Raw genomic sequence first — 12,395 nt, 5'->3', positions numbered from 1 at the left:
AGTTAATTGGTTTGGAACGCTACGAGCGGCAAGCAGCGCAAGCGTTCTTTCGTTAAGTTTTATAGCCATCGCAATATAAGTCAATTATTGTATTCTGCTGTTTCCAATATCAGTTACTATATGATATCCCGTAGATTCCACCCTTAAATTAAGACAATTTCTACACTGTGCTGATTCTTCTCCCGTACAAATCTTATTATCATACAACTCATATTTTTTTCTAACTCTTACAGGAGACAAATTAGGCATTACAACATTTGCTCCTGCCTTTAATCCTAATTCTCTTCCATTTGGGTCTATCGTTCCAAGAGCCGTTGTAGCCGGTAGTAAAACTTTAGGAAATAACAATCTGATTATTGCAAGTAATACTAACGTCTGTTGCAATGATCCATTTTTTTGATTATTAAATGGTGTATTTTTATGAGATAAATATGGTCCTATTCCAATCATATGCGGTCTTAAATCCTGCATAAACCTTAAGTCTTCAACCAAATTATCAGTTGTCTGGTAAGGCGAACCTACCATAAATCCTGCCCCTACCTGATATCCAATTTTTCTAAGATTGTATAAACATTCTTTTCTATTTTCAAGACTCATGTTATATGGATGTAATTTTTTATAATGTGCTTCATTTGCAGTCTCATGTCTAAGCAAATACCTATCTGCTCCCATATTCCACCAATATTCGTACTCATCATAAGTTCTTTCACCTACCGACAAAGTAATGGCACAATCAGGAAATTCATTTTTTATGCATTTAACTATTCTCCCAATCTTTTCCTTAGTAAAATAACTGTCTTCTCCACCTTGTAAAACAAATGTCCTAAATCCTAATGCATATCCTTCTCTAGCACACTCTAATATTTCATCCAAGGTAAGTCTGTATCTTTCTACTTTATCATTACTTTTTCGTATTCCACAATAATAACAGTCATTTTTGCAAACATTGGTAAATTCTATCAGTCCCCTGATATAAACATCATTTCCATATTCTCTCTCCCTCACCCTTCTTGCATAGTAAAAAAGTTTCTCTCTTTCCTCTTCACTTATCGTATTTATCAGTTGCAATAACTCACAATCTTCTAAATTTTGGTTTTCATATAACTTTTCTATTAATTCTGTGTTCTTCATATTATTTATTTGATTTACTTATTAAATATTTCTTTAAATCTTTTTACATTTTCTTCTACATTTCCTTTATATACAGCTGAGCCTGCAACAATTACATTTGCTCCGGCTTCTAATGGAATATTTACATTATCTAATGTAACCCCACCATCTACCTGTATATCTAAATCCATATTATATTCTTCTTTTACTGCTCTAAGCACTTCAACCTTTTCAGTACATTCATCTATATATGACTGTCCTCCAAATCCCGGATTTACTGTCATAACCAAAATCATATCTACCATTTCCATATATGGAATTACTTCATCTACTGCTGTTGGTGGATTTAAGGCCAAACCAACTTTTAACCCTGCTTTTTTTATTGCCTCGATAGTAGTTTTTACATCTTCACAAGCTTCTACATGTATAGTTAGAAGGTCAGCTCCTACCTCTTTAAACTGCTCAATATATCTTATTGGTTCTTCTATCATCAAATGAACATCAAATAATTTATCAGTACATCCTCTTATAGATTTAATAACAGGTATACCAAACGAAATATTTGGTACAAACATTCCATCCATGACATCTATGTGTATCCAGTCACATCCTGCCTCGTCTATTCTTTTTACATCTGCTCCTAAATTTGCAAAATCTGCTGATAAAATTGATGGTGATAACTTATTCATTTTCTTTTCCTCTCCATATATATTTAATATTTATTTCTTTCCATTTCTTCTAATTCTTTATAAAGTAAAATATAATTTTCATACCTTGTCTTAGAAATTTTCCCTGAATTAACTGCTTCTTTAACCCCACATATAGGTTCATTTATATGTGCACACCCTCCAAATTTACATTCCGGCTCATACTGTGCCATTTCAGGAAAACAATCCTGCAACTTTTCTTTAGTCATTCCAGGTACAAACATCGAACTAAAACCGGGAGTATCTACGATATATGACTCTTTATCCATGTTAAATATTTCTGAATGCCTTGTTGTATGCTTACCTCTGCCTATTTTCTCGCTTATTTTACCTGTTTCCATTTTATCTTCATTTGTAAGCGCATTTAGCATTGAAGATTTACCTACACCTGACGGTCCGGCTAAAACAGTTGTCTTTCCATATAGTAGTTTCTTTATTTCTTCCACGCCTTCATTTTCCGTAGCGCTTGCAAATAAGACCTTATATCCTGCATTGTTGTATGTGTTCTTTAATTCTTCCATGAATTTTTCATTTCCAATGTCTATTTTATTAAAACAGATTATTGTTTCAATATTCTGATATTCCATCATTACTAAGAATCTGTCCAATAGATTTAAATTAGGATCAGGTTTTTTTACTGCAAATACTATCATTGCCTGATCTACATTTGCAACTAATGGTCTGATAAGATCATTTTCCCTTGATAAAATTTTAACTATATTTCCTTTTTTCTCTAAAGAATCCAATATATCAACTTCTACATTGTCCCCTACTAAAGGTTTTATTTTATTATTTCTAAATTTTCCCTTTGCCTTGCATTCATATATTCCATAATCTTTTATGTGAACATAATAAAATCCCGCAATTCCTTTTATTATTTTTCCTGTCATTCTCCACCTATACAACTTAATAGGGGACTAAAAAGTCCCCTATTGTTATTTATCATCCACCTGCGTTAATTTTAACTATACGACTTCCTATCATTAATGTGTACGTACAATCTGTTCCATCCTGATTTGTTGGAACATTGATTATTGTAGTATCCCATGTTGATGCATCGTCTGTAGCTTCTGTTTGTCCATTACTATATGTTACCGTAATAACACCGCCTGTAACAGGTGTATTGTCATCTTCAAAATATAACTGTGATTTTACTAAAACAGCCTGTTTAGATTCATTTATAACCTGTTGTGTAGTTGTCTCAGGTACAGTTGTTACTTCAACCGGTCCTAAACTTACTACAAGTCCTATTGTTGTACCCTTTGGAATTGTTCCACCTGATTTAACCGTCTGTCTTATTACTTTTCCATTAGCAACGGATTCATCATTTACATATCGTATTTCTCCAACTTTTAATCCTGCTGCTGAAATAGAACTTTTAGCATCTTTCTCTTTCTTTCCAATCAAAGACGGTACAATAGTTGTTGTTGAAATTTTAGTTCCTCTGCTTGCCTTAATATGAACCGTATCTCCTTTTGAAACCGGTGCTCCTTCACTCGGATTAATATCTAATACAGTATCAACACTCGCTGAATTATATTCGTATTCTATTTCCCAGTTTACTCCGATTTCATCAAGTTTTGACTCTACATCAGCTAGTTTTTCTCCAACTAGTTCCTTAGGTATTTCTAATTTTTCAGAACCTTTACTTACCGTTAAGATTACTGTTGTGTGCTTATCAATTACACTATCTGCATCAACGGACTGCTTACATATGTATCCGCTTTCATATTCATCATTATAAACATAGCCTTCATATTGGTATCCTAACGCCTTATCATGTAATGCTTCCTGTGCTTCATCTTCTGTCATTCCTACTACATCAGGAACTATTGTCTGCTTTGAATCAATAGTAGATGATTCTTTTTGAGGTGTTGTAGGTATTTCTACGTTATTACTTTGTACAACTACTGTTATAATTATAACGATTATAATAAACATTATTATACCTGCAATAATTCCACCTACTGTAATTAACTTATCTAACTTAGGATCAACAGCATCTATATCATTGTTATCCTGTATTTTTTCAATCTTTTCATCAACTACTTTACCATCATCAGGATTTATTTTCTTAATTCCTGAATCAGTAATTAATGTTGTTTCGCTTAAATCTTCATTTGAATCAAATCTTACAAAATCATCATAAGGATTTAATAATGACTTTTTCAAATCTGCTATAAGCGATGATATTTTAGGATATCTTCTGTCTGGTTTATTCTGTGTACATTTAAGGACTATTTTTGAAATACTTACCGGCATTTCAGGAATTATGCTTCTTATGTCAGGAACATTATTCTGAATGTGCTGTAATGCAATATTTACAGTATTATCTCCATCAAACGGTACTTTTCCTGTAAGCATTTCATACATTGTAATACCTAGCGAATAAATATCACTTCTCTCATCTACATAACTTCCCTTTGCCTGTTCAGGAGATATGTAATGAACTGAACCCATGGCATTTCCATTTATCGTATTTGCTGAAGCAGCTTTAGCTATTCCAAAATCAGTTACTTTTACTTTTCCTTCTCTTGAAATAATAATATTCTGCGGCTTTATATCTCTATGCACTATCTGATTGTTATGTGCACACTCTATGCCCTGTGCAATCTGGATTGCAATACTTGTAGCTTCTTTTACTGAAAGCCTTTTCTTTCTTGCTATATATTGCTTTAATGTAATTCCTTCAACAAGTTCCATTACAATATAATAAAGTCCTGCATCTTCTCCTACATCATAAACATTTACAATATTTGTATGTTCGAGTCTTGCAGCAGACTGCGCTTCCACTCTGAATTTTGATACAAAATTCTTATCTTTACTAAATTCATGTTTTAATACTTTAATAGCTACAAATCTATTTAACTTATGGTCTTTTGCTTTATAGACATCCGACATTCCACCGGAACCTACTTTATCTAAAACCTCATACCTGTTTCCAATAAACATACCCTTCTTAATCATTGTTACACCTCATCACTCCCGGCTCAACAAGAACAACCGATATATTATCTTTTCCACCGTTCTCATTAGCCTGATCAATAAGTCTATGGACTGCTGATTCAATATCATCGCTAGATTGAACTATGGTTTTTATCTCATAATCCTCAACCATATTAGTTAATCCATCTGAGCACAACAAAAGCTTATCATTTGGCTTTGTCTCAATCTCAAAAATATCTGCTGTCACAGCCTCTTCTGCACCTACCGCGCGTGTAATAATATTCTTTTTTAAATGAGTTCTGGCTTCTTCCTTTGCCAACTGACCTAATCTGACCATTTCTTCTACTAAAGAATGATCTCTTGTTATCTGTTGTATATCCTCATTTACAAGGTATAGTCTACTGTCACCTACATTTGCAATATAAACATGATTCTCAACAATTGTAGCTGCTACAAATGTTGTTCCCATACCTGAATAATCTTTATTAGACTTTGCTAAATCAAGAATTATTTTATTTATCTCCATAATCCCCGAATCGAGTATATTAGCCGGATCTGTCATATTAGTTGTGCATACATATTTAATAAATTCTTCTATGCTTTTCCTAGACGCAACATCTCCTGCCTTATGTCCGCCCATGCCATCGGCTACAATGAATAAATTTGGAAGTTTTCCAACGGAACTCATTGATACAAATATACTATCCTGATTAATTGTTCTCATTAATCCAACATCGCTTTTTCCATATGCTTTCACTCCAAATCCTCCTTTCGCTGACTCATTGCTTCGTTTCGAAGTTGACCACAGGCTCCATTTATATCTCTGCCCATCTCTCTTCTTATAGTAGCATTTATTTTATATTTTTCAACTCTCGATTTAAATTGTAAAACAGCTTGTTTTGCAGACTGACGGTATTCTCTTTCTTTAATTGGATTTACCGGTATCAGATTAACATGACAATTCAAATCTGATACAAGTCTGCCTAATTTATCCGCCTCTTCTATTGTATCATTTACACCTGCAACAAGACTATATTCAAATGTTATTCTTCTTCCTGTTTTATTGAAATAGTATCTGCATGCATCTAAAACTTCTTCTATTGTATATTTATTTGCAATAGGAAGTAATTCCTTTCTGGTTTCATCATCTGATGCATGTAAGGAAATTGCCAATGTAATTTGAAAATTCATATCTGCTAATTCCTTAATTTTTGGAACCAGTCCGCATGTTGATAACGTAATATTTCTCTGGCTTATATTTGCACCATTCTCATCTGTTATCATTCTAAGGAAATTAGTCACATTCTCAAAATTATCTAAAGGCTCGCCACTTCCCATTAAAACTATATTTGATACTCTCTCATCTATATTTTTTTCTATCTGATAAATCTGTTCAAGCAGTTCAGATGTAGTAAGATTTCTATCTAATCCATTTAGCGTTGAAGCACAAAAGCGGCATCCCATACGACATCCTGACTGTGTTGAAATACATACTGAATTTCCATGATGATATCTCATTAACACACTTTCAATTACTGCTCCACCTTTTATTCCAAATAAATATTTTCTTGTTCCATCTATTTTAGAAATTAAGACCTTTTCAGGTTTAAGAGTGATTATCTCATACTTTTCATCTAATTTATGTCGCAAATCTTTTGACAAATTAGTCATTTCGTCAAAGCTTGAAACTCTGTCAATATGAAGCCATTTATATATCTGTCCTGCTCTAAAAGGCTTCTCTCCCATCTGACTTAATTCATTCTTTAATTGTTCTAAATTATATGATTTAATGTCTAATTTTGTCATATCTTTTCATCCTATTTATCTATTCTTCTAAATGCCGAAATAAAAAATCCATCCATTCCATATTTTCCCGGAAGAATCTGAACATAATCATGTTTGTTGTCAATTATCTGTTCCGGCAGTTTTTTATTTAATGACTGTAATTTAAACGGAAGATTTTCTTCTATCCATTTTACATTATCTTCATTTTCTTCTTTTGTCACAGTACAAGTACTATATATTAATGTTCCACCCGGTTTAACATATTTGGAAACCACGCTTAATATTTCTTTTTGCAATTTTGCAAGCTCATTTATCTGTTCAATACTTGTGTTATATTTTATATCAACTTTATTTCCTATAACTCCAAGTCCTGAGCAAGGCAAATCTGCTATAACAATATCTGCTTTACCTATGACATTTTTATCTAATTTAGTTGCATCTTTACATTCAGCAAAAATACAGTTAAATCCGGTTCTTTTTATATTTTCATTAATAAGGCCTACTTTATATTCAGTTAAGTCTCTTGCCCTAATTTTACCTTTATTATGAATCAAATCAGCTATATGAAGGCTTTTTCCTCCAGGTGCCGCACACACATCAATTATGTAGTCCCCTTCTTTAGGATTAGCTGCCATTCCTACAAACATTGAACTTAAATTCTGTACTACAATGTTTCCTTTATTAAAATCATAAAAATCTGCAATCTGATTATAATCTGATATTTCTAATGCATTGCTATACAATGTAGAGCGTTTTACTTTTGCTCCTTCATTTTCAAGTCTTACTACTACTTCGTCAACTGTAGTTTTTGACGTATTCACTCTAATAGTTGTTGTTTTTTTATTATACACACTTTTAAGTATATTTTTTGTCGTTTCAATGCCAAATCTTTCAATCCACATATCAACAATCCATAAAGGCATTGAATATTCAATCTCAAGTCTTTCATTTTCTTTTTCAGGATATTTTATGGAATCCATATTTCTGGCTATATTTCTAACAACACCATTTACAAATCCACTTAAATTAGAAAATTTTCTTTTTTTTGCTAATTTAACTGCTTCATTACAAACTGCCGATTCAGGAACACTGTCCATATATTTAAGCTGGTAAACAGACATTCGTAATATATATCTGATTACCGGCTTCATTTTATTAACTTTTGTTTTAGAAAACAAGTTAATTATATAATCTTCTTCAATTGTTCTTTCTATAGTTCCCTGAAACAGGCGTGTAATAAAAGCTCTTTGATTTTTATCAAGATTTTTATTTTCATCTAATGTATCTTTAACTATTAAATGACTAAGTCTACCTTTATTATTTTCTAAAAGCATATTTAAAACTATATTTCTAAGATTAACTTCCGGCGCTTTATTAGTCGTCACGTCTTCTTCCTCCGCCAAATAATACAATAAGTCTCAATAACTGCAAAATAGATGAAGCTGCTGCCGCAACATATGTCATAGCCGCTGCTGATAAAACTTTTCGTGTATATTGTAGTTCCTGTGTTCCAAGAATTCCTGTTGATTCGAGTATTTGCATTGCACGTGATGATGCATTAAATTCTACCGGCAATGTGACGAGCTGGAATAATACGGCTAATGAAAATGCCCATATTCCTAAATCAATAATCATCTGTGATGAATTGCCGCCTATAAACAATCCTGCGATTATTAATATCCATGAAAGTCTTGAGCCCCAATTTGCAAATGGGACTAATGCGCTTCTAATTGAAATAGGTGCATATCCTTTTGCATGCTGTATTGCATGTCCACATTCATGTGCTGCTACTCCGACTGCTGCAACGCTGTCACTTGCATAGGTTGCATCTGACAAACTTAAAACTTTATTTGCCGGATTATAATTATCTGTCAGATTGCCTCTTATATGACGAATCTGAACATCTGTAATTCCCTGAGATCTTAATATTCTTTCTGCAGTCTGAGCTCCTGTAAGTCCTGACATACTTCTATAATTAGAGTATTTATTATATGTTGAATTTACTCTTGCTGAAGCTATCATACATATAGCTGCACCAATAATTAAGAAAATATAAGTTGGATCAAAATAATAATATCCATATCCATAATATGCTAAAATCATATTTATCCCTCCATTCTATCAGGAATTTTAGCTCCATTTAGGAAATCTCTTGTTTTCATTCTCTTTTTGCCCTCTAACTGTAGTTCTAAAATTTTAAGGCTTCCCTTTCCCGTTGCAACACGGATAAAGTCTTTACCTACTTCAGTAATTGTTCCTGGTGCAGAATCATTTTCAGAATCGTCCACATCTGCATCCCATATTTTTAAAGTCTTACCATCCATTTTTGTATATGCACTTGGCCATGGATTTAACCCTCTTATAAGTCTCTCAATTTCATTTGCAGATTTATTAAAGTCAATTTTTCCTAACTGTTTATTAATCATACCTGCATAATTTGACTTACTGTCATCCTGCGGAGTTCTTACTGCTGTTCCATTTTCAAGTTCAATTAATGTTTTTAAGATTAATTTTCCACCCTCTATTGCTAATTTATCAAATAAGCTTCCGCCGGTTTCTTTCTTATCAATCGGGACAACTACTTTGTCTATAATATCCCCTGTATCTAATCCTTCATTCATATACATTGTTGTAACACCTGTTTCTTTTTCGCCGTCAATAACTGACCACTGAATAGGTGCTGCTCCTCTGTATTTAGGAAGTAATGATGCATGTACGTTTATGCATCCATACTTAGGCATATCTAAAATTGCTTTTGGTAAAATTTGTCCAAATGCAATTACCACAATTGCATCAGGATTCATTTCTTTTAACTTTTCAATAAATTCAGTTTCTTTAACTCTTTGTGGCTGATATACATCAAGTCCTAATTCCAATGCTTTTTCTTTTACCGGTGTGTATTGCATTTTTCCACCACGTCCCTTTGGTTTATCAGGTTGTGTAATTACACCAACCACATCATGACCTGCTTTTACAATATTTTCTAAAGCATTAACTGAAAAATCGGGAGTACCCATAAATACTATTTTCATCTTATTTCTCCTCTAATAATATGTATTGCCCCTCCCTTAGGTCGGTGGCTTGTCGTCGGAAAGATTTATTAAAATGAATTTTTCTTTATTCATCTTCTAATTCTTCATTGTCATATATTCTTCCTTCAACCTTGTCTACATACATTATTCCGTCTAAATGATCACATTCATGCTGTATTGCTCTTGCTAGTAATTCTGTTCCCTCTAATTCATATAATTCCATATTTTCATCATATGCTCTTACAACAACATGGTTGCTTCTTGTGACTACCCCTGATTTTCCTGGAAGACTTAAACATCCTTCATACCCTGTCTGTTCTCCATCTTTTTCTATAATTTCAGGATTAATCATGATAATCGGGCCATCTCCTATATCTATTACGACAATTCTTTTAAGAACACCAACCTGAGGTGCTGCAAGTCCGACACCATTTGCCTCATACATAGTATCAAGCATATCATCTATAAGAATCTTTGTTCTAGCATTAATATTTTTTACTTCTTTACAAACTTTTCTTAAACATGGATCTCCTAATTCTCTAACATTTCTAAGCGCCATCTCATTTCTCCTTTTATCACTCTCTCACATTAAATTGTAAGGTTATACCTTTAACTTTTTGTGAAGTATTTATTAATTCTTGTATATAGTCTGACATTCTAATAAGTTTTTCTTTATCAAGACTTTTTAAATATATCATTCTTCTATATACATCATTTATCTTTGCCACCGGAGGTTTCGCCGGTCCAATTATCATTAACTGTTTAAATTTTGCTTCTTTTAATTTGTTTATATATTTAGTAAGGGCATCTGTAAATCTTTCTAACAACTCCTCATCTTCAGATTGAATTAAGATTTCAGTCATTGCCGCTACAGGTGGATATTGCATTAATTGTCTATATGCTAATTCTTCCTGATAGAATTCTTCATAATCCTGCTTTGCTGCTGATTCAATACTATAATTATCCGGTGAGTATGTCTGAATTACGACCTGTCCTTTTTCTTTTCCTCTTCCTGCTCTTCCTGCTGCCTGCGTTAGTAATTGAAATGTCTTTTCAGCCGCCGTATAATCACTCGCATATAACGACATATCCGCTGCTAAAATTCCAACTAATGTTACATCAGGAAAGTCATGTCCTTTTACAATCATCTGAGTTCCAACGAGGATATCTGCCTGATGATTTGCGAAAGCTGACAGTATTTCTTCATGACCACCTTTTCTTGATGTTGTGTCAAAATCCATTCGCAATACTTTGGCCTGTGGAAATTCTTTTTTTATCATTGTTTCAACTTTTTGTGTTCCTATACCAAATCCGGCTATATATTTAGAACCACATTTTGGGCATAACCTTGGAATCGGTTCTTCGTAACCGCAATAATGGCACACCATTTTTCCATTATTATGGGCTTTTAATGTCACATCACAATGTGGGCATTTGACTGCCTCTCCACACTCCCGGCACGACACAAATCCTGCATATCCTCTTCTATTTATAAACAACATAGTCTGCTGTTTTTTTTCTAATCTGTCATTAATCAGCTGCTTTAATTCCATACTAAACATTGACTTATTGTCATTCTTTAGCTCTTTCCTCATATCAACTACTGACACCTGTGCCAATTTGCCTTTTTCTCTGCTTGTAAGTCTGTGTAACTTATATTTCCCTGTCTGAGCATTAAAATATGATTCTAAAGAAGGTGTTGCTGAGCCTAAAACTAATGTTGCTCCTGTAATATTGCATAATTTTGCAGCCACCTCTCTTGCATGATATTTAGGAACATTTTCACTTTTATATGCTCCCTCATGCTCTTCATCAATTACTATAAGGCCTAAATTTTCAAATGGGGTAAAAAGCGCAGATCTTGGACCTATGATTATACTTATTTCTCCTCTTTTTGCCCTTTCAAACTGATCATACTTTTCTCCTGCTGACAGTTTTGAATTAATTATTGACACCTTATCTTTAAATCTTCTCGTAAATCTCTTTACTGTCTGATATGTTAAAGCGATTTCAGGAATTAAAACAATCGCCTGTTTTCCATCGTGGATAGTCTTGTCTATAATATCCATATAAACTTCTGTTTTACCGCTTCCGGTTATCCCATAAATCAAATGAACATTTGCTTTTTCACTTTTTTTATAATCCATTGTCTTTTTAATACCGTCTGCGACAGCTTTTTGCTGTTCATTTAATATTATATCATAACGCTCAAGATTATTAAAATTAACAGGATTTCTATAACTATTTTCAATTTCTATCAAAATATCTCCTGTAGATTCAAGTGCCTTCAGAGTACTTGGCGATATATTTAATTTGTCTACTACAAGCTCCTTTGACATATGTTTTATATCTTTTAGTTCCTGTAGCAATCTGACCTTTGCCTTTGCATTGGACTTTTTATATTTTAATATCTTTTCTTCTGCTTCTTCTTCACTTATATTAAGCGTTATTGTCTTCTTTTGTATATTTTTTATTTTCTTTTTAACAGGTATGACTGTTTTTAATGCCTGATTCATTGTACAGCTATACTCTTTCTTTATCCACCAGGCTAACTCTATAAGTTGTTTTTCAACCGTTGCCGCGCCTTCATTTGCACGAATAATATATTTCATCTTATTTATATCAAATGACGGCTTGTCTGTTATCTCGATTACATATCCTGTTATCTCTCTGTTTCCTTTTCCAAATGGAATAACTATCTGAGTACCTATAGATATCTTATCTTCTAATTCTTTCGGTATTATATAACCAAAAGGGCGGTCCAATTTTTCATGTGAAATATCAACAATAATATTCGCAAATTTCATTTGACACC

The 12,395-nt window shown here is 33.0% G+C and carries 11 protein-coding genes; all 11 read right to left on the bottom strand.

Going from position 1 to position 12,395, the window contains the following annotated elements; all coding sequences use genetic code 11:
- Positions 1 to 84: 84 nt before the first annotated feature.
- Positions 85 to 1,131, bottom strand: a complete 1,047-nt coding sequence (hydE, locus tag ABMA45_RS03585) for a [FeFe] hydrogenase H-cluster radical SAM maturase HydE (RefSeq protein ID WP_022088515.1) — start codon at positions 1,129 to 1,131, stop codon at positions 85 to 87.
- Positions 1,132 to 1,145: 14 nt separating this feature from the next.
- Complete coding sequence (rpe, locus tag ABMA45_RS03580; RefSeq protein WP_022088514.1) at positions 1,146 to 1,799, bottom strand: ribulose-phosphate 3-epimerase; 654 nt, start codon at positions 1,797 to 1,799, stop codon at positions 1,146 to 1,148.
- 23 nt (positions 1,800 to 1,822) lie between these two features.
- The gene (gene rsgA, locus ABMA45_RS03575) at positions 1,823 to 2,707 is read right to left on the bottom strand and encodes a ribosome small subunit-dependent GTPase A (RefSeq protein ID WP_022088513.1); all 885 of its coding nucleotides are present in this window, start codon (positions 2,705 to 2,707) and stop codon (positions 1,823 to 1,825) included.
- Between the two features lie 52 nt (positions 2,708 to 2,759).
- Positions 2,760 to 4,784 carry a Stk1 family PASTA domain-containing Ser/Thr kinase gene (pknB, locus tag ABMA45_RS03570; RefSeq protein WP_022088512.1) on the bottom strand — a complete coding sequence of 675 codons (2,025 nt, stop codon included), beginning with the start codon at positions 4,782 to 4,784 and terminating at the stop codon, positions 2,760 to 2,762.
- On the bottom strand, positions 4,777 to 5,520 hold the full coding sequence (locus tag ABMA45_RS03565) for a Stp1/IreP family PP2C-type Ser/Thr phosphatase (RefSeq protein ID WP_022088511.1): 744 nt from the start codon (positions 5,518 to 5,520) through the stop codon (positions 4,777 to 4,779). The genes pknB and ABMA45_RS03565 overlap by 8 nt, the downstream gene beginning before the upstream one ends.
- Positions 5,517 to 6,569 carry a 23S rRNA (adenine(2503)-C(2))-methyltransferase RlmN gene (gene rlmN, locus ABMA45_RS03560; RefSeq protein WP_022088510.1) on the bottom strand — a complete coding sequence of 351 codons (1,053 nt, stop codon included), beginning with the start codon at positions 6,567 to 6,569 and terminating at the stop codon, positions 5,517 to 5,519. The genes ABMA45_RS03565 and rlmN overlap by 4 nt, the downstream gene beginning before the upstream one ends.
- 11 nt (positions 6,570 to 6,580) lie before the next feature.
- Positions 6,581 to 7,933: a 16S rRNA (cytosine(967)-C(5))-methyltransferase RsmB gene (gene rsmB, locus ABMA45_RS03555; protein WP_022088509.1), complete on the bottom strand. Its 1,353-nt coding sequence runs from the start codon at positions 7,931 to 7,933 to the stop codon at positions 6,581 to 6,583.
- Complete coding sequence (locus ABMA45_RS03550; protein ID WP_022088508.1) at positions 7,923 to 8,651, bottom strand: zinc metallopeptidase; 729 nt, start codon at positions 8,649 to 8,651, stop codon at positions 7,923 to 7,925. The genes rsmB and ABMA45_RS03550 overlap by 11 nt, the downstream gene beginning before the upstream one ends.
- A 2-nt stretch (positions 8,652 to 8,653) precedes the next feature.
- Positions 8,654 to 9,580: a methionyl-tRNA formyltransferase gene (fmt, locus tag ABMA45_RS03545; RefSeq protein WP_022088507.1), complete on the bottom strand. Its 927-nt coding sequence runs from the start codon at positions 9,578 to 9,580 to the stop codon at positions 8,654 to 8,656.
- An 85-nt stretch (positions 9,581 to 9,665) separates the two neighbouring features.
- Positions 9,666 to 10,139, bottom strand: a complete 474-nt coding sequence (gene def / locus ABMA45_RS03540; RefSeq protein ID WP_022088506.1) for a peptide deformylase — start codon at positions 10,137 to 10,139, stop codon at positions 9,666 to 9,668.
- Between the two features lie 16 nt (positions 10,140 to 10,155).
- On the bottom strand, positions 10,156 to 12,387 hold the full coding sequence (gene priA / locus ABMA45_RS03535) for a replication restart helicase PriA (protein ID WP_022088505.1): 2,232 nt from the start codon (positions 12,385 to 12,387) through the stop codon (positions 10,156 to 10,158).
- Positions 12,388 to 12,395 lie beyond the last annotated feature (8 nt).

This window comes from Eubacterium sp. CAG:156 (assembly GCF_000434315.1).
Classification (GTDB): Bacteria; Bacillota; Clostridia; order Lachnospirales; family Lachnospiraceae; genus Eubacterium_U; species Eubacterium_U album.
Note: the sequence above shows the minus strand (reverse complement) of the source record. Positions and strands in the feature narration are given on the sequence as shown.

Excerpts from the sequence above, each read along its gene's own strand:
- hydE (WP_022088515.1), bottom strand. The coding sequence starts at position 1,131 with ATGAAGAACACAGAATTAATAGAAAAGTTATATGAAAACCAAAATTTA.
- rpe (WP_022088514.1), bottom strand. The coding sequence starts at position 1,799 with ATGAATAAGTTATCACCATCAATTTTATCAGCAGATTTTGCAAATTTA.
- rsgA (WP_022088513.1), bottom strand. The coding sequence starts at position 2,707 with ATGACAGGAAAAATAATAAAAGGAATTGCGGGATTTTATTATGTTCAC.
- pknB (WP_022088512.1), bottom strand. The coding sequence starts at position 4,784 with ATGATTAAGAAGGGTATGTTTATTGGAAACAGGTATGAGGTTTTAGAT.
- rlmN (WP_022088510.1), bottom strand. The coding sequence starts at position 6,569 with ATGACAAAATTAGACATTAAATCATATAATTTAGAACAATTAAAGAAT.
- ABMA45_RS03550 (WP_022088508.1), bottom strand. The coding sequence starts at position 8,651 with ATGATTTTAGCATATTATGGATATGGATATTATTATTTTGATCCAACT.
- fmt (WP_022088507.1), bottom strand. The coding sequence starts at position 9,580 with ATGAAAATAGTATTTATGGGTACTCCCGATTTTTCAGTTAATGCTTTA.
- def (WP_022088506.1), bottom strand. The coding sequence starts at position 10,139 with ATGGCGCTTAGAAATGTTAGAGAATTAGGAGATCCATGTTTAAGAAAA.
- priA (WP_022088505.1), bottom strand. The coding sequence starts at position 12,387 with ATGAAATTTGCGAATATTATTGTTGATATTTCACATGAAAAATTGGAC.